18 protein-coding genes are annotated in these 20,579 nt (G+C 73.1%); 14 read left to right on the forward strand and 4 right to left on the reverse strand.

Features of this window, described 5'->3' with window-relative positions:
- Positions 1-1,179, forward strand: a 1,179-nt coding sequence (locus tag ACWFR1_RS15580; protein WP_453551061.1) for a hypothetical protein, incomplete at its 5' end; no start/stop codon positions are given.
- Positions 1,179-1,964, forward strand: a complete 786-nt coding sequence (locus ACWFR1_RS15585) for a hypothetical protein (protein WP_453551064.1) — start codon at positions 1,179-1,181, stop codon at positions 1,962-1,964. The genes ACWFR1_RS15580 and ACWFR1_RS15585, both read left to right, overlap by 1 nt.
- A 65-nt stretch (positions 1,965-2,029) precedes the next feature.
- On the opposite strand, the gene ACWFR1_RS15590 is transcribed toward ACWFR1_RS15585, so the two are convergent.
- On the reverse strand, positions 2,030-3,325 hold the full coding sequence (locus tag ACWFR1_RS15590) for a DUF1015 domain-containing protein (RefSeq protein ID WP_453551067.1): 1,296 nt from the start codon (positions 3,323-3,325) through the stop codon (positions 2,030-2,032).
- Positions 3,326-3,433: 108 nt separating this feature from the next.
- On the opposite strand from ACWFR1_RS15590, the gene ACWFR1_RS15595 reads away from it, so the two are divergent.
- The 4 genes from ACWFR1_RS15595 to ACWFR1_RS15610 all read left to right on the forward strand — a co-directional run bounded on the left by ACWFR1_RS15595 (position 3,434) and on the right by ACWFR1_RS15610 (position 7,604).
- Positions 3,434-4,501, forward strand: coding sequence for an HAD hydrolase-like protein (locus ACWFR1_RS15595; RefSeq protein ID WP_453551285.1), 1,068 nt, complete (start codon positions 3,434-3,436; stop codon positions 4,499-4,501).
- A gap of 195 nt (positions 4,502-4,696) precedes the next feature.
- Entirely contained in the window at positions 4,697-5,656 is a 960-nt protein-coding gene (locus ACWFR1_RS15600) for an iron chelate uptake ABC transporter family permease subunit (protein ID WP_453551287.1), read from the forward strand.
- Positions 5,653-6,687 carry a FecCD family ABC transporter permease gene (locus ACWFR1_RS15605; RefSeq protein WP_453551069.1) on the forward strand — a complete coding sequence of 345 codons (1,035 nt, stop codon included), beginning with the start codon at positions 5,653-5,655 and terminating at the stop codon, positions 6,685-6,687. The genes ACWFR1_RS15600 and ACWFR1_RS15605 overlap by 4 nt, the downstream gene beginning before the upstream one ends.
- Complete coding sequence (locus ACWFR1_RS15610; RefSeq protein ID WP_453551071.1) at positions 6,684-7,604, forward strand: ABC transporter ATP-binding protein; 921 nt, start codon at positions 6,684-6,686, stop codon at positions 7,602-7,604. The genes ACWFR1_RS15605 and ACWFR1_RS15610 overlap by 4 nt, the downstream gene beginning before the upstream one ends.
- 16 nt (positions 7,605-7,620) lie before the next feature.
- Here ACWFR1_RS15610 and ACWFR1_RS15615 read toward each other — a convergent pair whose 3' ends face one another.
- On the reverse strand, positions 7,621-7,968 hold the full coding sequence (locus ACWFR1_RS15615) for an SCP2 sterol-binding domain-containing protein (protein WP_329624245.1): 348 nt from the start codon (positions 7,966-7,968) through the stop codon (positions 7,621-7,623).
- A 42-nt stretch (positions 7,969-8,010) separates the two neighbouring features.
- Here ACWFR1_RS15615 and ACWFR1_RS15620 point away from each other — a divergent pair, with 42 nt between their 5' ends.
- The 6 genes from ACWFR1_RS15620 (at position 8,011) to ACWFR1_RS15645 (ending at position 13,948) form a co-directional block, all read left to right on the forward strand.
- Positions 8,011-8,304 (forward strand): hypothetical protein, encoded by a 294-nt coding sequence (locus ACWFR1_RS15620; RefSeq protein ID WP_453551075.1) that lies wholly within the window; start codon positions 8,011-8,013, stop codon positions 8,302-8,304.
- Between the two features lie 7 nt (positions 8,305-8,311).
- A complete protein-coding gene (locus ACWFR1_RS15625; RefSeq protein WP_453551077.1) occupies positions 8,312-9,127 on the forward strand; it encodes a TlyA family RNA methyltransferase in 816 nt (271 codons plus the stop codon).
- Entirely contained in the window at positions 9,124-10,044 is a 921-nt protein-coding gene (locus tag ACWFR1_RS15630; RefSeq protein WP_453551080.1) for an NAD kinase, read from the forward strand. Before ACWFR1_RS15625 ends, ACWFR1_RS15630 begins: the two co-directional genes overlap by 4 nt.
- A gap of 101 nt (positions 10,045-10,145) precedes the next feature.
- Positions 10,146-11,888: a DNA repair protein RecN gene (gene recN, locus ACWFR1_RS15635; RefSeq protein ID WP_453551083.1), complete on the forward strand. Its 1,743-nt coding sequence runs from the start codon at positions 10,146-10,148 to the stop codon at positions 11,886-11,888.
- An 89-nt stretch (positions 11,889-11,977) separates the two neighbouring features.
- On the forward strand, positions 11,978-12,733 hold the full coding sequence (locus tag ACWFR1_RS15640; RefSeq protein WP_453551085.1) for a hypothetical protein: 756 nt from the start codon (positions 11,978-11,980) through the stop codon (positions 12,731-12,733).
- Positions 12,734-12,841: 108 nt separating this feature from the next.
- Entirely contained in the window at positions 12,842-13,948 is a 1,107-nt protein-coding gene (locus ACWFR1_RS15645) for a glycosyltransferase family 4 protein (protein ID WP_453551087.1), read from the forward strand.
- Between the two features lie 196 nt (positions 13,949-14,144).
- On the opposite strand, the gene ACWFR1_RS15650 is transcribed toward ACWFR1_RS15645, so the two are convergent.
- The gene (locus ACWFR1_RS15650) at positions 14,145-15,767 is read right to left on the reverse strand and encodes a PucR family transcriptional regulator (protein WP_453551089.1); all 1,623 of its coding nucleotides are present in this window, start codon (positions 15,765-15,767) and stop codon (positions 14,145-14,147) included.
- Positions 15,768-15,929: 162 nt separating this feature from the next.
- On the opposite strand from ACWFR1_RS15650, the gene ACWFR1_RS15655 reads away from it, so the two are divergent.
- Both ACWFR1_RS15655 and ACWFR1_RS15660 read left to right on the forward strand, forming a co-directional pair.
- The gene (locus tag ACWFR1_RS15655) at positions 15,930-17,444 is read left to right on the forward strand and encodes an APC family permease (RefSeq protein ID WP_453551092.1); all 1,515 of its coding nucleotides are present in this window, start codon (positions 15,930-15,932) and stop codon (positions 17,442-17,444) included.
- A 28-nt stretch (positions 17,445-17,472) separates the two neighbouring features.
- Positions 17,473-19,125, forward strand: coding sequence for a flavin monoamine oxidase family protein (locus ACWFR1_RS15660; RefSeq protein WP_453551094.1), 1,653 nt, complete (start codon positions 17,473-17,475; stop codon positions 19,123-19,125).
- Between the two features lie 6 nt (positions 19,126-19,131).
- Here ACWFR1_RS15660 and ACWFR1_RS15665 read toward each other — a convergent pair whose 3' ends face one another.
- Positions 19,132-20,514, reverse strand: a complete 1,383-nt coding sequence (locus tag ACWFR1_RS15665; protein ID WP_453551097.1) for an FAD-binding oxidoreductase — start codon at positions 20,512-20,514, stop codon at positions 19,132-19,134.
- Positions 20,515-20,579: the final 65 nt, after the last annotated feature.

Here is a 20,579-nt window from a genome sequence, read left to right on the forward strand (position 1 = left end):
GGTTCCGTCGCGATGACAACCGCGGCGGTAGCACCGGTGGTGGCTTCCGAGGCCGCGATGACAACCGTGGTGGCGGTACCGGTGGTGGGTTCCGTCGCGATGACAACCGCGGCGGTAGCACCGGTGGTGGCTTCCGAGGCCGCGATGACAACCGTGGTGGCGGTACCGGCGGTGGGTTCCGTCGCGATGACAACCGCGGCGGTAGCACCGGTGGTGGCTTCCGAGGCCGCGATGACAACCGTGGTGGCGGTACCGGTGGTGGGTTCCGTGGCCGTGACGACAGCCGTGGTGGCGGTACCGGTGGTGGCTTCCGAGGCCGTGACGACAACCGTGGCGGTGGGTTCCGTCGCGATGAGCGTCGTGACGAGCGGCCGGCGTTCCGTCGGGATGACCGTCGGGATGACAACCGTGGTGGCGGCGCCGGTGGTGGCTTCCGTCGTGACGAGCGGCCGTCCTCGTTCCAGCGGGACGACAACCGTGGTGGTGGGTTCCGTCGGGACGAGCGTCGTGACGAGCGGCCGGCGTTCCGTCGTGACGACCGTCGTGACGACAACCGTGGCGGCGGCGCCGGCGGTGGGTTCCGTGGGCGGGATGACAACCGTGGCGGTGGCACCGGTGGTGGCTTCCGTCGCGATGAGCGGCCCTCGTCGTTCCAGCGGGACGACCGTCGCGATGACAACCGCGGTGGCTTCCGTCGTGACGAGCGGCCGTCCTCCTTCCAGCGGGACGACAACCGTGGTGGTGGGTTCCGTCGCGATGAGCGTCGTGACGAGCGGCCGGCGTTCCGTCGTGACGACCGTCGCGACGACAACCGTGGCGGCGGCGCCGGCGGTGGGTTCCGTCGTGACGAGCGGCCGTCCTCGTTCCAGCGGGACGACCGGCGCGATGACAGCCGTGGTGGTGGGTTCCGTCGGGACGAGCGTCGTGACGAGCGGCCTCCCTTCCGTCGTGACGACCGTCGCGACGACAACCGTGGCGGTGGCACCGGTGGCGGCTTCCGTCGTGACGACCGGCGTGACGGCGATCGTGGTGGGTTCCGCGGGCGGGACGACCGGGGTGGCTACGGGGCGCGGGACGACCGTGACCGGGACCGTGGCGACCGCGCGCCGATCAAGCGGCTGCCGATCCCGCCGGAGGTCACCGGTGACGAGATCGACCCGGACGTGCGCCAGGAGCTGATGAGCCTCCCCAAGGGGCTGGCCGAGGAAGTCTCGCGCAACCTCGTGATGGTCGCCCAGCTCATCGACGAGGAGCCGGACAAGGCGTACGACTACTCCCGTATCGCTCTGCGGCTCGCGTCGCGTGTCGCGGCCGTGCGTGAGGCCGCCGGCTTCGCCGCGTACGCCACCCAGAAGTACTCCGAGGCGCTGGCCGAGTTCCGGGCGGCACGGCGGATGAGCGGTGGTGTCGAGCTGTGGCCCGTCATGGCCGACTGCGAGCGCGGCATGGGCCGTCCCGAGCGCGCGCTGGCGATGGCCGGCGAGCCCGAGGTGCAGAAGCTGGACAAGGCCGGTCAGGTCGAGATGCGGCTCGTGGCCGCCGGCGCCCGTCGGGACATGGACCAGCTGGACGCCGCGATCGTGACGCTGCAGAGCCCCGAGCTCGCGTCCGGTGCCGTGCACCCGTGGACCGCGCGCCTGCGCTACGCCTACGCCGACGCGCTGCTCGCCGCCGGGCGGGAGAGCGAGGCGCGGGAGTGGTTCGCCAAGGCGCTGGAGGCTGACAAGGACGGCGTCACGGACGCCTCGGACCGGCTCGCCGAGCTGGACGGCGTCGAGTTCGTGGACGCCTTCGACGACTCGGAGGACGAGCTCGTCGAGGGGCGTGTCGACGAGGTCGAGGACGACGTCGATGTCGACGTCGAGGGCGACCTGGACCTGGACGTGGACGTGGACGTTCGTGACGAGGACATCAGCGATGACGACATCGAGGATGAGGACGTCGACGACCGTGACGTCCGCTGATCCGGTGAACATGTGAGAAAGGGCGGCACCCCTCGGGGTGCCGCCCTTCTTCGTTTTCCAGGGGCTCAGTCCAGTGCGAGGCTTCGCAGGACCAGGCCGGTCGCGGGCTTCGGGCCGAACGAGGTCGACTTGCGGGGCATGGTCACGCCCTGCCGTGCGAGGTCCCGTACGACCTCCTCCCGTACCGGATGCATGAGGACGGCCGTACCGCCGCGGCGTTCCGCCTGGGCGACCGCTGCCTGGGTGTCGTGGATGTAGGCGATGTCCTCGGGCGCGTCCGGGATGTGCCAGACGTGGTCCAGGAGGGTGGAGTGCAGGACGGTCGCGTCCAGGGTGCGCCAGGCGTCCGGGCGGTCCGTGCGGATCGTGCGGTCGAGGAGCGTGGCGTCCGGGTGGTCGAGGAGATGGAAGGCGCCGTCACCCGCGAGGAGGAACGCGTTGCCTTCGGCCGCGGCGGTGGCCAGGGCCTCCAAGGCCACCGGAAGGGGGCGCTCGATCCGGCGTACCCGGAAGGAGTCGCCGAGCGCCGCCAGGGCGTCGGCGACCGGCAGGCGGTTGAGGAGGCGGTGGATGGCGCGGACCCGCAGGGGGTAGCGGGCGGTGTCGATGAGGAGGACCAGGCCGTAGTTCCAGGGGCCGGGAGCGGTGTGCTCCTCGCGCAGGCGCAGATAGGTCGCCCAGCGGTGGTGGCCGTCGGCGATGAGGGCCTGGTGGTGACGGAGTTCCGCGGCGACGAAGGCCTGTTCGGCCGGGTCGGTGACCGCCCAGAGGCGGTGCTGGAAGCCGTCCTCCGTGGTGGTGGAGAGCAGGGGCTCGCGGCGGACGGTGCGCTCGATGACGGCGTCGGCGCCGCCGTCGGGCTCTCCGACGTAGGTGAGGAGCAGGGGCTCCAGATTGGCGGCCGTCGTCCGCATGAGGGCCGCACGGTCCTCGACGACGTGCGGCATGACGTCCTCGTGGGGGAGGACCACTCCCTCGGCCGGCGTGGAGAGCTCCAGGGCACCGATGATGCCCCTCTGGAGGATGCCGTCGCCGTCCTGCTCGTACACGTAGAGCGCGGGCTCGGGGTCCGGGGCGAGGACGCCGTCGGCGAGCCAGCGGTCGAGGGTGACGGCCGCCTTGCGGTGGCGGGTGCCGGCGGTGATCGCCTGGGGGAGGATCAGGCGGACGATGTTGTGGGGGTCGGCCGATTCCAGATGGAGAAGTCCGTCAGGTCGTACGACGACGTCGTAGGGAGGAGACGTCACGGCGGCGAGGCTGCCGACCCGTTCGGGGACGTAACGGAGTCCGCGGAACGGGGCCAGGCGCAGCCCTGCGGTGTCGTCGCGGACGGCGTCGGCCGCGTGACCTGAGGTGTTCATCTCGACATCGTATGTGTGCGGGGGCATGAGCGATGATCGGGGGGAGCGGGGGAATCTCACCCGGCGAGCGGGGCGTGACGAGGCGAGGAGCGAGTGGTGACGGAGCGGATCGGCCAGGGGCGGCGGGACGGCGGCAGGAGGCTTCCGGGGAGCAGCGCGGTGCCGCTGAGCGCGGCGTACGACACGGCGCTCCTCGACCTGGACGGTGTCGTGTACGCGGGCGGGGAGGCCATTCCGTACGCCGTCGAGGCGCTCGGGGTGGCACGGACCGGCGGCATGCACCTGGCCTACGTCACCAACAACGCGCTGCGGACGCCGGAGGAGGTCGCGACGCACCTCACCGAGCTGGGGGTGCCGGCGGTGGCCGGGGACGTGGTCACCTCGGCGCAGGCGGTCGCGCGGCTGATCGCCGACGAAGTGCCGCCGGGCTCGCGGGTGTTGGTCATCGGGGGTGAGGGGCTGCGGGTGGCGCTGCGCGAGCGGGGCCTCGTACCGGTGGAGTCGGCGGACTACGAACCGGCGGCGGTCGTCCAGGGGTACGGCGGTCCTGACCTGCCGTGGGGGCGGTTCGCGGAGGCGGCGTACGCGGTGCAGCGGGGGGTGCCGTGGTACGCCTCGAACACCGACCTGACGATTCCGGGCGCGCGGGGGATCGGGCCGGGGAACGGTGCCGCGGTGGAGGTCGTGCGGATCGCCAGCGGGGGCCGGGCGGAGCCGAAGGTCGCGGGGAAGCCGCTGCCGCCGATGCACCGGGAGACGGTGCTGCGGACGGGGGCCGAGCGGCCGCTGGTGGTCGGGGACCGGCTGGACACGGACATCGAGGGCGCGTTCAACGGCGGGGTGGACTCGCTGCTCGTCCTCACCGGGGTGACGGATGTGCCGCAGCTGCTGACGGCGGCGCCGGAGCATCGGCCGACGTATGTGGCGGCGGATCTGCGGGGGCTGCTCGTGGAGCAGCCGGAGGTCGTCGGGGAGGCCGGGGGAGTCGTGGTGTGCGGGGGGTGGCGGGCGTCGGTGAGCGGGGGCGAGTTGCTGCTGGAGGGGGCTGCGGGGGCGGCCTCCGGGGCGGATGTGATGGACGGGGTGCGGGCGCTGTGCGGGGCCGCGTGGTCTGCCGCGGGCAATGGGGTGTGTGAGGCGGACGCGGGGAAGGCGTTGGCGTTGCTGGGGTGGTGAGGGTTCCCCTGCTGGGGTGGTGAGGGTCCCGCTGTCCCGGCCGGGGGCTTCGCCCTGAGCCGGGCGAGGGCAGAAAATTGGGTAGGCTAACCTAACTCCGTGTTGGTTGAGAGTCCCTCCCGAGCGAGCGCGGAGCCGACGTCCGCCGCCCCGTCTCCGACGCGCCGGAACTCCGTGCGTGCCGTCGGGCTGGTGGTGGCCGTAGCGGTCCTGCTGCTGGTCTGTGTCCTGAGCATCATGATCGGCGCCAAGCCGGTGCCGCTCGGCGACGTGTGGCACGGGTTGTTCCGGAACAGCGGTGTCGGCAATGACGTCGTCATCCATGACGTACGCGTCCCTCGTACTCTCCTCGGGCTGCTCGTCGGGCTCGCTCTCGGGCTGTCCGGGGCCGTGATGCAGGGGCTGACCCGTAATCCGCTCGCCGAGCCCGGGCTGCTCGGGGTCAACGCGGGGGCCGCCGCCGCCGTCGTCTCGGCGATCGCGTTCCTCGGGGTGTCCGACGTCAAGGACTACGTCTGGTTCGCCTTCGTCGGAGCCGCTGTCGTCGCCGTGGTCGTCTATCTGCTCGGGGGCAGCCGCAGCGCCACCCCGGTGCGCCTCGCGCTCGCCGGGACCGCCGCCACCGCCGCGCTCTACGGGTACGTCAACGCCGTCCAGTTGCTGAACTCCGCCGCCCTCGACCGGCTGCGGTTCTGGACCGTCGGATCGCTCGCCTCCGCCGACATGGCGACCATTCGCCAGGTCGCCCCCTTCATCCTGGGCGGCGCCGTCCTCGCGCTTCTCATCTCGCGCCCCCTGAACGCCATGGAGATGGGTGACGACACCGCGCGGGCGCTCGGCGCGCACATCAACAGGACCCGCGTCATCGCCATGGTGTCCGTCACCCTGATGTGCGGAGCCGCCACCGCGGCCTGCGGCCCCATCGTGTTCCTCGGGCTGATGGTCCCGTACATGGTGCGGGCGATCACCGGGCCCGACATGCGCTGGATCCTGCCGTACGCGGCCGTTCTCGCGCCGGTCCTGCTCCTCGGCTCCGATGTCGTCGGGCGGCTCGTGGCCCGGCCCTCGGAGCTCCAGGTCGGCATCGTGACCGCCCTCATCGGCGGGCCCGTCTTCATCCGACTCGTCCGCCGCAAGAGGATGGCCCAGCTGTGACCACCAAGACCCTGCGGGCCGGCGGCGGCCTCTCCGTACGGTACGAGCCCCGGGCCGCGCTCTCCGCCCTCGGCCTGCTCGTGCTCACCCTCGCCCTCGCCGTCGTCCTCATCGGCACCGGGGACTTCCCCATGTCGCCCGGCGAGGTCGTCGACACGCTCCTCGGCAAGGGGACCGTCGTCCAGGAGTTCGCCGTCATGGACCTGCGGCTGCCGCGGGTCCTGGTCGCCGTCCTCGTCGGCGCCGCGCTCGCCGTCGGCGGAGCCGTCTTCCAGTCGGTCTCCCGTAACCCGCTCGGCAGCCCCGACGTCATCGGCTTCGGCCAGGGCGCCACCGTCGGCGCGCTCGCCGTCATCGTCCTCTTCCAGGGCAGCGCCGCCGCCGCGGCCGGCGGGGCCGTCGTCGGCGGGCTCGTCACCGGCGTGACGATCTATCTGCTGGCGTGGAAGAAGGGCGTGCACGGCTACCGGCTCGTCCTCGTCGGCATCGGCGCCGCCGCGATGCTCACCTCCGTCATCCACTACCTGATCACCAAGGCCAACCTGTCGGACGCGACCCGCGCCACCGTGTGGATGACCGGCTCCCTCGACGGGCGCGACTGGTCCCAGTTCTGGCCGCTGTTCGCCGTCTGCTGCGTCCTGCTGCCGCTCGTCCTCGGCCACGGCAGGGCCCTGCGCATGCTGGAGATGGGCGACGACGCCGCGTACGCCCTCGGGGTGAAGGTCGAGCGGACCCGGATCGTCCTGATGGCCTCGGCCGTGCTGCTCGTCGCCGTCGCCACCTCCGCCGCCGGGCCGATCGTCTTCGTCTCGCTGAGCGCGCCCCAGCTGGCCCGCCGGCTGACCCGGGCCCCCGGGCCCAACCTCGCCGCCTCCGCCCTCATGGGCTCGGCGCTGCTGCTCGGCGCCGACTGGATCGCCACCAACGCCTTCGGCGAGCGCCAGCTCCCGGTCGGCGTCGTCACCGGCATCCTCGGCGGCTGCTATCTGCTCTGGCTGCTCGTCACCGAACGCAAGGCGGGCCGGATATGACCACGAACAAGGACAACAGGAGTACGAGCATGGCCGGTCGGCAGAAGCAGCGTCTGAGCGCGGAATCGGTCACCCTCGCGTACGAGCAGCGGGTCATCGCCCGTGACCTGTCCGTCGAGATCCCCGACCACTCCTTCACCGTCATCGTCGGGCCCAACGCCTGCGGCAAGTCGACCCTCCTGCGCGCCCTCTCCCGGATGCTGAAGCCCGCCGAGGGTCGCGTCCTGCTCGACGGGGCGTCGATCCACTCCCTGCCCGCCAAGAAGGTCGCCAAGACCCTCGGTCTGCTGCCCCAGTCCTCGATCGCGCCCGACGGCATCACCGTCGCCGACCTCGTCGCCCGGGGCCGCTACCCGCACCAGGGGCTGCTGCGGCAGTGGTCGCCCGAGGACGAGCGGATCGTCCAGGAGTCGATGGCCTCGACGGGCGTCGCCGAACTGGCCGAGCGGTACGTCGACGAGCTCTCCGGCGGGCAACGCCAGCGGGTGTGGATCGCCATGGCGCTCGCCCAGCAGACTCCGCTGCTGCTCCTCGACGAGCCGACGACGTTCCTCGACATCCAGCACCAGATCGACGTCCTCGACCTCTGTGCCGAGCTGCACGAGACACAGGGCCGGACGCTCGTCGCCGTCCTCCACGACCTCAACCACGCGGCCCGGTACGCGACCCACCTCATCGCCGTCCGGGACGGCGAGGTCGTCGCCGAGGGCCCGCCGTCCGAGGTCGTCACGGCCGAGCTCGTCGAGCGGGTCTTCGGACTGCGCTGCCAGGTCATCGAGGACCCGGAGACCGGTACGCCGCTGGTCGTACCGGCCGGACGCAAGGCGCGGGCCCGGAAGACCGAGGGCCCGACAGAGGGCCAGACCGAGGGTCAGGCCGACGGCCAGGCCGAGGGCGTCCCCGCGCTGCGGAAGTAGGACCGTCGGGGCGGTCCTACAGGAGCGAGCGCAGCTTCAGCAGGTCGCGGAAGCCGGCCTCCAGCCTGACCCGGCCGGACGCCCAGGCCTTCGCGAAGTTCAGCTCCCCGCCCACCATCGCCACCAGGTCGTCACCGGTCATCGCGAGCCGGATCTGCGCCTTCGCCGGCGGCGGGCCCGGCACCGTGTCCACGACCTCGATCCGGCCGTCGGCGAGACGGCCCGTGAAGGTCGTGTCCAGGTCCGTGATGTGGCAGCTCAGGGTGCGGTCGAGCGCGGTCGCACCCCGCACGTCGCCGTCGGCCCGCGCGAGATTGTCCGAAAGTCTGTCCAGTGCGCCACGGCACTCAGTGATCGTCGCCATCGCGGTCGACCGTACCCCAGGGCTTCGCGATAGCGTCGGGGGATGAGCGATACGACGACCGAGCGGGGAACCATCGAGCGGGAGGCGGAGGAGGCGGAGGAGGCCACGGGGGCCACGGAGGACCACGAGCCCGCCGCGCCCGCGCCGCTCGGCGTCGACCTGGAGCTCACCGGCCACGACGCCGTCGACGCCCACCTGGCGCGGCTCGGCGAGGTGGACCACCTCCCGGCGGACGGACACCTGGCGGTGTACGAGGATGTACACCGTGGACTGCGCGCCGAGCTGACCTCGCTCGACGCGCGTCCCGCCCCCCGTCCGCACGACCACAGGAGCTGAACCGAACGTGGCAGGAGTGGCACGCCGCCGTCTCGACGCCGAGCTGGTACGGCGCAAGCTCGCGCGCTCGCGCGAGCACGCCAGCCAGCTGATCGCCGCGGGCCGGGTGACCGTCGGCAAGACCGTCGCCACCAAGCCCGCCACCCAGGTCGAGACCGCCGCGGCCATCGTCGTCGTCCAGGACGACGACGACCCCGACTACGTCTCGCGCGGCGGCCACAAGCTCGCCGGGGCCTTCGAGGCCTTCGTACCGCAGGGGCTGCGGGTCGAGGGCCGGCGCGCCCTGGACGCCGGAGCCTCCACCGGCGGCTTCACCGACGTGCTGCTGCGCTCCGGCGCCGCCCATGTCGTCGCCGTCGACGTCGGCTACGGGCAGCTCGCCTGGTCGCTCCAGAGCGACGAGCGCGTCACCGTGAAGGACCGGACGAACGTACGCGAGTTGACGCTCGACGCGATCGACGGAGTCCCGGTCGACCTGGTCGTCGGCGACCTGTCCTTCATCCCGCTCGGCCTCGTGCTGCCCGCCCTGGTGGCGTGCACGGCGCCCGACGCCGACCTCGTCCTGATGGTCAAGCCGCAGTTCGAGGTGGGCAAGGAGCGGCTCGGTACGGGCGGGGTCGTGCGGAGCACCGAACTCCGGGCCGACGCCGTGAAGAACGTCGCCCGGCGGGCGGCCGAGCTCGGACTCGGTGTCCTCGGCGTCACCGCCAGCCCGCTGCCCGGACCCTCCGGGAACGTCGAGTACTTTCTGTGGCTGCGGGCCGGCGCACCCGCGCTCGATCCGGCGGACGTCGACCGCGCCGTGGCGGAGGGACCTCGTTGAGCTCAACGGCAGCACCATCGGGAACATCACGCACCGTCTTCCTGCTCGCACACACCGGCAGGCCCGCCGCCGTGCGCAGCGCCGAACTGGTCGTCCTGGGGCTGCTGCGCTGTGGCATCGGCGTCCGCGTCCTGGAGGCCGAGGCCTCGGACCTGCCGCTGCCGCCGTCCGTCGAGAAGGTGCCGGAGGCCTGCTCCGACGCCCTCGACGGCTGTGAACTCCTCGTCGTCCTCGGCGGCGACGGCACACTGCTGCGGGGCGCCGAGTTCTCCCGGGCCTCCGGGGTCCCGATGCTCGGGATCAACCTGGGCCGCGTCGGCTTCCTCGCGGAGGCCGAGCGGGACGACCTCGACAAGGTCGTCGACCGGGTCGTGACGAGGGCGTACGAGGTCGAGGAGCGCATGACGCTCGACGTCGTCGTGTACGAGAACGGCGACGTCCTGCACCGCGACTGGGCCCTCAACGAGGCGGCCGTCCAGAAGGTGTCGCCGGAGCGGATGCTGGAGGTCGTGCTCGCGATCGACGGCCGTCCCGTGACCGGCTTCGGCTGCGACGGGGTGATCTGCGCGACACCGACGGGCTCCACCGCGTACGCCTTCTCGGCGGGCGGACCGGTCGTGTGGCCGGAGGTCGAGGCCCTGCTCATGGTCCCGATCGGCGCCCACGCGCTGTTCGCCAAGCCGCTCGTCACCACCCCCGAGTCGGTGCTCGCCGTCGAGGTCGAGCCGCACACCCCGCACGGCGTGCTGTGGTGCGACGGGCGACGGACCGTGGAGCTTCCGGCGGGCGCGCGGGTCGAGGTGCGGCGGGGTGCCGTGCCCGTACGGCTGGCCCGGCTGCACCACGCCTCCTTCACGGACCGGCTGGTCGCCAAGTTCGCCCTGCCGGTGTCGGGGTGGCGGGGCGCTCCGCACTGACGTACGTCGTTCCTCGCGGCGCCGGCTCCCGCCGCCCGAACGATCGGCGCGCCGGAGAGTTACGCCCGGGGCGATGTCGCATCGGACCAGGGAAACCTCGTATGGTCTGGGGCGTGCTGGAGGAGATGCGGATACGGTCGCTCGGGGTCATCGACGACGCGGTGGTCGAGCTGTCGCCCGGCTTCACCGCGGTGACCGGTGAGACCGGTGCGGGCAAGACCATGGTCGTGACCAGTCTGGGCTTGCTGCTCGGTGGACGGGCCGACCCGGCCCTCGTACGGATCGGCGCGGCCTCGGCCGTCGTCGAAGGACGGATCAGCGTGCCCCCGGGCGCGCCCGCCGCCGTGCGCGCGGAGGAGGCCGGGGCGGAGCTCGACGACGGCATGCTCCTCGTCAGCCGCACCATCTCGGCCGAGGGACGCTCACGGGCCCACCTCGGCGGGCGCTCCGTGCCCGTCGGGCTGCTCGCCGAGCTCGCCGACGAGCTCGTCGCCGTCCACGGCCAGACCGACCAGCAGGGCCTGCTCAAGCCCGCCCGGCAGCGCGGCGCGCTCGACCGGTACGCGGGCGAGGCCGTCGCCGTACCGCTCGCCGCCTACGGCGAGGCGTACAAGCGGCTGCGCGCCGTCACCGCCGAGCTGGAGGAGATCACCACCCGGGCCCGGGAGCGGGCCCAGGAGGCCGATCTGCTGCGCTTCGGGCTCGGCGAGATCGAGGCCGTCGCCCCGCTCGCCGGGGAGGACGTCGAACTCGCCGCGGAGGCGGAGCGGCTCGGGCACGCCGAGGCCCTCGCCTCCGCCGCCGCGCTCGCGCACGGCGCGCTCGCGGGCAACCCCGAGGACCCCGAGGCCGTCGACGCGACGACCCTCGTCGCCGGCGCGGGACGGGCCCTGGAGGCCGTACGGGCGCACGACGCGGCGCTCGCGGCGCTCGCCGACCAGATGGGGGAGATCTCCATCCTGCTCGGCGACGTGGCCGGGGAGCTCGCCGGGTACGCCGACGACCTGGACGCCGACCCGCTGCGGCTCGCCGCCGTCGAGGAGCGGCGCGCGGCCCTCACCCAGCTCACCCGGAAGTACGGCCAGGACATCACGGCCGTCCTCGCCTGGGCCGAGGAGAGCGCGGCCCGGCTCGGCGAGCTGGAGGGCGACGACGACCGCGTCGAGGAGCTGACCGCCGAGCGGGACCGGCTGCGCGACGAACTGTCCGTCCTCGCCCAGGGGCTCACCGACGCTCGCACGGAGACGGCCGACCGGTTCGCCGGGGCGGTCACCGCCGAGCTCGCCTCGCTCGCCATGCCGCACGCGCGCGTGTCGTTCGACATCAGCCAGACCGAGGACCCGGAGGGCGTCGAGGTCGGCGGCCGGCGGGTCGCGTACGGGCCGTCCGGGGCCGACGAGGTCGAGCTGCTGCTCGCCCCGCACCCCGGCGCGCCGCCGCGGCCGATCGCCAAGGGCGCCTCCGGCGGCGAGCTCTCCCGCGTGATGCTCGCGGTGGAGGTCGTCTTCGCGGGGACCGATCCCGTCCCGACGTACCTCTTCGACGAGGTCGACGCGGGCGTCGGCGGCAAGGCGGCCGTGGAGATCGGCCGGCGGCTCGCCAAGCTCGCCAAGACCGCGCAGGTCGTCGTCGTCACCCACCTGCCGCAGGTCGCGGCCTTCGCCGACCGGCAGCTGCTCGTCGAGAAGACCAACGACGGCTCCGTGACCCGCTCCGGCGTCACCGTCCTGGAGGGCGAGGAGCGGGTCCGGGAGCTGTCCCGGATGCTCGCCGGCCAGGAGGACTCCGAGACGGCGAGGGCGCACGCGGAGGAGCTCCTCGCCACGGCCAGGTCGGACGGGTGAGGCGCGGCCCGGGGCGCGGATCCGGGTCGGACGGGTGAGGCGCGGACCCGGGTCGGGCCTGTGAGGCGGGATCTGAGGCGGGCGGGCGTGTGAGGCGTGATGTGGGGCGGATCGGTACGTTCGCCGTGGCTTTCGGCGCCACCCGGCTCGCGTACGGGCAGTTGAGGCGGCGACCGCCGGGGAACCCGCTCAGCTGGGAACGGGTCAACTACGCGGGCCGGCCGGTCGTTCTCCAGGCCGGAGCCGCCGCCGCCTTCGGCTCGGCGGCCGCCGTCGCGCCCCTAGGGCCTGCCCTCGCGCCCGGCGCCGCCCTGGCCGTCGTCGTGGCGGCCGTCTGCGGGCGGTACGACGACCTGCGTGGCGACCACCGGCGCGGTTTCCGGGCGCATCTGACGGCGCTTCGGGACGGTGAGGCGACCAGCGGAGCCGTCAAGCTCCTCGGCATCGGCGCGGCCTCGCTCGTGGCCGGGGCGCTGCTCAAGGAACGGCCCGTCGACAAGGTCCTCGCCGGCGTCGTCATCGCCGGCAGCGCCCACCTGGTGAACCTCGTGGACGTACGGCCGGGGCGGGCGGGCCTGACCGTGCTCGCGCTCGCCGCGCCCGGGGTGCTGCGCGGCTCGCTCGCCGCCGCACCGATGGGAGCGGCGGCGGCGGTCCTCGGCGACGACCTGGGGGAGCGCGCGATGCTCGGCGACATGGGGGCGCACGCGCTCGGCGCGGCCGTCGGCGCCGCGATCGCCGTCGGGAACGGACGGATCGGCCTCGCCGCGCACGCGATGGGTCTTGTCGCCGCCGCGGTGTGGGGGGAGCGGGGCGTCGCCTCGCGCGCTCACCCGAGTGGGTGAACCCTGGGGTGGGCCGGGACGGTGGACCGCCTCCGTACAAGGGAACGACGCCACTTCGGTGGCGGAACGTGCGTACGGTCGACGGCACGGGCTGGCATCCTTGGGCGCGTGACACAGCTCCGTACGGTCCAAGTGCTGGGCGGCGGCAGCGCGGGCAGCAGCTCTCACGTCCGATCACTCGCCTCTGGCCTGGTGGCGAGGGGCGTGCGGGTGACCGTGTGCGCCCCGGCAGAACTCGACCGTCTCTACGACTACCTGGGCGCCGGCGCGCACTTCGTGCCCCTGCCGCGCCTCGGGGACCCCGCGACCGTCACCGCGCTCCGTAACGCCTGCCTCGGCGCGGACGTGGTCCACGCCCACGGGCTGCAGGCCTCCGTGCGGGCCGCGCTCGCGCTGGCGGCGCCGTCCTCCGGCAGGGGGCCGTCCGGCGGCGGGCGGACGCCGCTCGTCACCACCTGGCACAGCCGGAACCACCTGGACGGGGCGCGCGGTGGGGTACAGCGGCTCCTGGAGCGGCGGACCGTGCGGGCCGCGTCCGTCGTCCTCGGCACGTCGTCCGAACTCGTCGCCCGGGCCCGGCGGCGCGGGGCGCGCGACGCGCGGCTCGCGCCCATCACCGTGCCGGCCGCGCGGGGGCCGGTCTGCCTCCACGACGGCAAGGCCCGCGCCGAACTGGGCGCGGTCGAACGGCCGTTGCTGATGGCGGTCGGGGCGCTCGAACGGGGCCGGGGGTACGGGACGCTGCTCGACGCGGCACGGTCGTGGCGGGACCTCGACCCGCAGCCGCTGCTCGTCATCGCGGGCGAGGGGCGCGAACGGGCCGCGCTGCAGCGGCGGATCACCGACGAGGGGCTCGCGGTGCGGCTGATCGGGCGCCGCGACGACGTCGCGGAGCTGCTGGCCGCGGCGGACGTGGCGGTGCTCCCGTCGCGCCGGGAGGCCCGCTCCCTGCTCGCGCAGGAGGCGCTGCGGCTCGGCGTGCCGCTGGTCGCGACGGCGGTCGGCGGGGTGCCGGAGCTCGTCGGGGACGCGGCGGAACTGGTGCCGTACGGGGACGCGGCGGCCCTCGCGGGGGCGGTGCGGGGGCTGCTGGACGACGCCGAGCGGCGGATGGACCTGGCGGCGGCGGGGCGGGTGCAGGCGGGGACGTGGCCGACGGAGGACGAGACGGTCGCGCACGTGCTGAGCGTGTACGACGAGCTGGCGGGGCGCTGACGCGGTGGGGTGGGGTGGGGTGTTTTCCCCCACCGCACCCCACCCCTTCCCGAAACTCTGACGAGACCGGGGGCTCCGCCCCCGAACCCCGGGGCCGGCCTGCGTCCGCGGGCCGGTGGGCGGTTGTGCCCACCCGTTCCGCCCCGGCGGAACGCATGCCCACAACGGGCCTGGGTGGTGCCTGGCCGCGGGCGGGCTATGTCGTGTGGCGTCTCGCCCTCAGGGCGAGCGAGAGGGCCAGGACCGTCTGGGGGTCGTCCAGGTCCGTGCCCAGGAGTTCGGAGATGCGGGCCAGGCGGTTGTAGAGGGTCTGGCGGTTGAGGTGGAGTTCGCGGGCCGTCTCCGCCTTCCGGCCCGCGTGGGCCAGGTACGTCTCCAGGGTGGGAAGCAGCGGCGGGCGGGACGTGCGGTCGTGGTCGCGGAGGGGGCCGATCGCGCGGTCCACGAAGGCCGCCAGGTCCGGATGGTCGCGCAGCCGCCACAGGAGCAGATCGATGTCGAGGCGGCGGGCGTCGTACCAGGGGAGCTCCGAGAGGCCCTGCGCGGCCGTCGCCGTCTCCGCCGCGTGCCGAAGGCCCGCGGAGGCCGCCGCCCAGCTGCCGGCGACGCCCACGACGACCACCGGCGGGTGGACGCCCGCGCGTTCCAGGCCGGCCCGCTCCACGCCTGCGCGGAGCGCCGCCGCGACCCGGTCGGCGACGGCCGTGCGCTCCGTCTCCGAGCGCAGACCGAGGAGCAGGGGGACGCGTCCCTCCACCGGGCGGACGCCGAGGAGGACGGGGACGCCGACCGAGGACAGCTCTTCGAGGACCGCCCGGGCGAGCAGCGCCCAGTTGCCCGCGGGGGAGAGCTCCGAGGCCAGGCGCATGACGACCGGCAGCAGGGGGCCGTCGCCCGGTTTGAAGCCGAGGACCCGGGCCTGGGCGGGGGCGGCCTCCGCGGTGATCCGGCCCTCCGCCAGGTCCGTCAGGAAGTCGCCGCGGCCGCGCGCGGCCAGCTCCTCCTCCTGGCGCGCCTGCATGAGGACCACGGCGAGGATGCCCGCCGCCCGCTCGGCCGCCATCCGGTGGACGGGGGAGAGGGCGCCGGAGACCGCGAGGAGGACCAGACGGGCCCGGACCGAGCCCGTACCGGGGCCGCCGCCCGGCACGTCGACGAGGACCGTGCCGGTGGGCGGGCCGGATTCGCGGGCCGCCCGCCCGCCGCGCAGCCCGTCCCAGACCTGGAGCGGGTCGGCGGGCCCGGACTCGGTGCCCGCCGCGTACAGCAGCTGTCCGTCGGCGGTCTCCAGGAAGACCGGGTTCGCGGCGAAGTCGGAGAGGATGCGCAGGACCTGCGGGATCCCGCCGCCGCCGAGCAGGGCCTCCGTGCACTGCCGGTGGACCTCCTCGGCCTGGCGGAGGAGCGCGTAGTGGCCGTTGACGATCTCGGTGTGGATCTCCTCCGTCACGGCCACGAAGGGGACCTCGCGGTGGAGCTGGACGAGGGGCAGACCGGCCGCCCGCGCAGTCTCCACTATCGTCGCCGGGAGGCGGGCGAAGCGCGGGCCGAGCTCCACCACGAGCGCCGCGATGCCCCGGTCGGCGAGCCGGCGGACGAAGGCCCGCTGCTCGGCCGGGCGGGTGCCGAGACCGAGGCCCGTGGTCAGCAGCAGCTCGCCGCCCTTGAGCAGCGACGCGATGTTCGGCACCTCGCCCGCGTGCACCCAGCGCACCGTGCGGTGCAGCCGGTCCGCGCCGGCGACGACCTCCGGGAGCCCGCTGCGCAGCCCCGGGAGTTCGAGCGCCCGCTGCACGGTGATCCCGCCCTGATTGTCCATGGGGCCGGACGCTACCCCCCGTCCGTGTTCCTGTGACATCACCCGAGGGTTACGGGACCGGACACTTCGTGCATCGGGGCGACAACTCGTCGCCCCGTGGCGTGAATTGTGCGACCGCATGTCGATTGTGGCCTGTGTCACACGCGAGGATGCTCTCGCGGCATGGCAAAGAACTCCACCCCAGAGGTCCACCGGCTGAAGGCGAACTCCGTCGGTCTGGTCGGCGTCGTCTTCATGGCCGTGGCCACCGCGGCCCCGATCACCGCGATGACCGGCAACCTCCCCATCGCCGTCGGCTTCGGCAACGGCACCGGCGCACCCGCCGGATATCTCTTCGCGACGCTCGTCCTGACCGTCTTCTCCGTCGGCTACGTCGCCATGGCCAAGCGGATCACGGCCGCGGGCGCTTTCTACGGCTACATCTCGCACGGCCTCGGCCGGATCGCCGGCATGGCGTCCGGCATGCTCGCGGTCCTCGCGTACATCGTCTTCGAGGCCTCGATCGTCGGCGTCTTCGCGTACTTCACCAAGACGACGGTCGCCGACCAGCTCGGCGTCGACCTTCCCTGGATCCTGTACGCGGCGGTCATGCTGGCCGTGACGGCCGTCCTCTCGTACTTCGACATCAACCTGACGGCCAAGGCGCTCGGTGTGATGCTGATCGCCGAGATCGCGGTCCTCTTCGCGGTCGCCACCGCCGTGCTGATCGCCGGCGGCGGCCCCGACGGCATCCCGGTCGAGCCGATCAACCCGATGAACGCCTTCAGCGGCACCTCGGCGGGGCTCGGCCTCTTCTTCGCCTTCTGGTCCTGGGTCGGCTTCGAGTCGACCGCGATGTACGGGGAGGAGTCGCGCAACCCGAAGAAGGTCATCCCGCGCGCCACCCTGATATCCGTCATCGGCGTCGGCCTCTTCTACATCTACGTCTCCTGGATGACGATCGCCGGAAACGGACTCACCGAGTCGGTGAAGCTGTCGGCCTCCGCCTCGCCCCTCGACCTGTTCTTCGCCCCCACCCAGTCCTTCATCGGCGCCTGGGCCGTCGACGCCTTCCAGTGGCTGCTCCTGACCGGCTCGTTCGCCTGCGGCATGGCCTTCCACCAGTGCGCCTCGCGCTACCTGTACGCCATCGGCCGCGAGGGCTTCCTCCACCCGGCGCTCGGCCGCACCCACGCGAAGCACGGTTCGCCGTACATCGCCTCCTACGTGCAGAGCGCCATCGCCATCGGCCTCGTCGTCGCCTTCTGGCTCAGCGGCCAGGACCCCTACATCCACCTGTACACACTGCTCGCGATCCTCGGCACCATGGCGATCCTCATCGTCCAGACCCTCTGCTCCTTCGCCGTCATCGGGTACTTCCGCAGGAACCACCCCGAGGACCGGCACTGGTTCAAGACCCTCGTCGCCCCGCTCCTCGGCGGCATCGGCATGATCGCCGTCGTCGTCCTGCTGGTCATCAACATGGAGACCGCGGCCGGTCTCGCCGCCGACTCGCTCTTCTTCAAGGCGATCCCCTGGATCGTCGGCGCGGTCTTCTTCGGCGGCCTCGGCCTCGGCTTCTACCTCAAGGCCAAGCGGCCCGAGCGCTACGAGATCATCGGCCGGATCGTCCTGGAGGACGCGACCGAGCGCACCGACGAGGAAGCCCCCGCTCCCGCCGCCGTATCCCAGAGCTGACCCCCTTCCCCTTCCCAGGAGCGCCCCCATGGCACGCACCAACCCGATGCACCTCCTGAAGCGTCTCGCCGCCGAGCACGCCGACGCCCGACGGCTCGACATCCCCGTCGACGAACTCCGAGGCATGAGGGCCGACACCCTCGGGCGCCGGTCCCTCCTCAAGTACGCGGCCGCCGCCGGTGTCGCCGTCGGCGCCGCCGGTGCCGCCGGCCTGGGCGGGGCCGTCCCCGCCCGCGCCGCCACCCTGGACCCGCCGATCCAGAGCGCCGCCCGGATCGCCGTCGTCGGGGCCGGGATATCCGGCCTCACGGCCGCCCTCACCCTCCAGGACGCCGGCCTGAGGCCCGTCCTCTACGAGGCCAACCCGTCCCGGGTCGGCGGCCGCATGTGGACCCAGCGCGGCCACTGGGCGTACGGCCAGACCTCCGAGATCGGCGGCGAGCTGATCGACACCAGCCACAAGAAGATCCTGGAGCTCTGCCGCCGCTTCAACCTCCAGGTCGAGGACTTCCTCGGCGGCGGCCCCAACGGGGCCGAGGAGGTCCTCTGGTTCGACGGCGCCTACTACCCGCGCGACCAGGCCGACGAGGACTTCAACGCCGTCTACCAGGCGCTGCGCCGCGACCTCTCCGAGGCCGGCGAGGTCTTCTGGAACCAGACCACGCCCACCGGCACCGCCCTCGACAACATGTCCATCCACGAGTGGATCGAGACCCGCGTCCCCGGCGGACACACCTCGCCGCTCGGCAAGTTCATCGACGTCGCCTACAACGTCGAGTACGGCGCCGACACCACCGAACAGTCCTCGCTGGCCCTCGTCCTGCTCATGGGCTACCAGACCAATCCGGGCAACTTCAACATCTGGGGCCTGTCCAACGAGCGGTACCACGTCGTCGGCGGCAACGACCAGCTCCCGAACGCCATCGCCGGCGCCCTCGTGCCCGGCACCCTGCGCCAGGGCTGGTCCCTGACCGCCGTACGGGCCAACGCCGACGGCACCCAGACACTGACCTTCAACGAGGCCGGCGCCACCCGGACCGTCACCGCCGACAAGACGATCCTCTGCCTCCCGCTGCCGATCCTCAAGCAGCTCGACCTGTCCCTCGCGGGCTTCGACCCGCTCATGCGCAACCTGCTGCGCGACGCCCGCATGGGTTACTGCACCAAGCTCAACATGCAGTTCGGCACCCGCCCCTGGCGCGGCACCGGCGCGTGGCCCGGGGTCTCCGCCGGAGACTGCTTCACCGACAGCGAGGTGCAGCAGACCTGGGACACCACCAAGGTCCAGGGCGGTACCGGCGGCATCCTCATCCAGTACAACGGCGGCAGCCTGGCCAGGAACCTGAACCCGGCCGGGCCGTTCTCCACCGAGTCCGACCCGTACGTGCGCGGCCTCGTCACCCGCTACCTCGCGGGCATCGACGCCTTCTTCCCCGGCACCTCCAGGGCGTACAACGGCCGTGCCCAGCTCTCCGCCTGGCACAAGAACCCGTACGCCCTCGGCGCGTACTCCTGTTGGCCCGTCGGCTACCTCCACAGGTACGCGGGGTACGAGGGCAAGGCCCAGGGCAACGTCCACATCGGCGGTGAGCACTGCAGCTACGACTTCCAGGGCTTCATGGAAGGCGGGGCCACGGAGGGCGAGCGCGCCGCCAGGGAGGTGATCGACGCGCTGCGCTGAGCCGACTCAACCGGCCGGCACGATGTTCTGGTTGAAGCGGAACACGTTGTCGGGGTCGTACGCGGCCTTCACGGCGGCGAGCCGGCGGTAGTTCGCCTCACCGAAGGAGGAGACGATCCGCTGCTCGCCCTCGGCGCCGATGAAGTTCAGATACGTCGCGTCGAGGGCCCACGGCCGCACGTCGGCCCGCACGTCGTGGACCCACTGCTTCGCCTGCTCGTCGTACGCGGGGTCCTCCCAGGTCGCGAACGGGTGCACCGCCCAGGGGGCGGTGCGCCACGGCTGCGGATACCGGTCGGGCCCCGCGGCCACGGCCCCGCCCATCAGGATCAGCACGTGCTGGGTGGAGGTCGACGCCGGGATCCGCGCGCCGCGGTCGCAGAAGATGTCGACGGCCTCGTCGGGGAAGTGCCGCAGGTACTCGGCCGACCAGTAGTTCCGCAGCCCCGGCGGGTCGTCGAGCATCGACTGCAGGTCCACGTAGGGGATGTCCGCGACGACCTCGACCACGGGCTTCAGCGTGAACAGCGGCGCCGCGAACTCACGGAGTTCGGAGACCGGGCCGGTGTACGTGAACAGCGCCCCGCACACCAGCTTCCCGACCAGCTCCTCGGGGACGAACGGCTCCGGGGGCGCGGGCATGTAGATCGCGCCGCCGCCGATCTCGTCCGGCGCGCGGGCGCCGAGATCGCGGAAGGTGCGCACCACCTCGGGCGCCTGGTCCGGGAGGAAGAACAGCATCGCGAGGCTCATCCGGGGCAGCGGGTGCAGCCGCATCGTCAGCGAGGTCGCCACCCCGAAGTTGCCGCCGCCGCCGTGCAGCGCCCAGAACAGCTCCGGGTTCTCGTCCGCGTCCGTGTGGACGTGCTTGCCCTCGGCGGTCACCAGGTCGGCGGCGAGCAGATTGTCGCTGGCGAGACCGAACTTCCGCTCCAGCCAGCCCGAGCCGCCGCCCAGCGTGAAGCCGCCGACGCCCGTGGTGGACACCCGGCCGCCGGTGGTCGCCACGTGGAACGGCTGGCACGCGTGGTCCAGGTGGGCCATGGTCGCCCCGCCCTCGATCCGTACGGTCATGTCCTCCGGGTCCACGACGACCCCGTGCATCCGGCGGAGGTCGACGACCAGCGCGCCGTCGATCACCGAGGTCCCGGCGACGCTGTGTCCGCCGCCGCGCACCGCGATCGGCAGCTCGGCCTCGCGGCCGAACAGGATCGCGTTGGACACGTCCGCCTGGCCCGCGCACTGGGCGATCACCGAAGGGCGCCGGTCGATCATGCCGTTGTGGAGGGCACGCGCCGCGTCGTAACCCGGATCACCAGGGATGATCACCTCGCCGGCCAGGTCCTCGACCAGTCCGGCCAGGGCGCTTTCGGAGACGTGGGGAGCCATGAGAGCCCCCCTTTCGTGCGGGGGACGGGACCTTCTCATCGTAGGTCCGGGTGGGGTTCCCCGCG

Source organism: Streptomyces sp. NPDC055103 (assembly GCF_053607625.1).

Coding starts and splice junctions, on each gene's coding strand:
- ACWFR1_RS15585 (WP_453551064.1), top strand. CDS start 1,179: ATGAGCCTCCCCAAGGGGCTGGCCGAGGAAGTCTCGCGCAACCTCGTG.
- ACWFR1_RS15590 (WP_453551067.1), bottom strand. CDS start 3,325: ATGAACACCTCAGGTCACGCGGCCGACGCCGTCCGCGACGACACCGCA.
- ACWFR1_RS15610 (WP_453551071.1), top strand. CDS start 6,684: ATGACCACGAACAAGGACAACAGGAGTACGAGCATGGCCGGTCGGCAG.
- ACWFR1_RS15615 (WP_329624245.1), bottom strand. CDS start 7,968: ATGGCGACGATCACTGAGTGCCGTGGCGCACTGGACAGACTTTCGGAC.
- ACWFR1_RS15620 (WP_453551075.1), top strand. CDS start 8,011: ATGAGCGATACGACGACCGAGCGGGGAACCATCGAGCGGGAGGCGGAG.
- recN (WP_453551083.1), top strand. CDS start 10,146: ATGGTCTGGGGCGTGCTGGAGGAGATGCGGATACGGTCGCTCGGGGTC.
- ACWFR1_RS15650 (WP_453551089.1), bottom strand. CDS start 15,767: ATGGACAATCAGGGCGGGATCACCGTGCAGCGGGCGCTCGAACTCCCG.
- ACWFR1_RS15655 (WP_453551092.1), top strand. CDS start 15,930: ATGGCAAAGAACTCCACCCCAGAGGTCCACCGGCTGAAGGCGAACTCC.
- ACWFR1_RS15660 (WP_453551094.1), top strand. CDS start 17,473: ATGGCACGCACCAACCCGATGCACCTCCTGAAGCGTCTCGCCGCCGAG.
- ACWFR1_RS15665 (WP_453551097.1), bottom strand. CDS start 20,514: ATGGCTCCCCACGTCTCCGAAAGCGCCCTGGCCGGACTGGTCGAGGAC.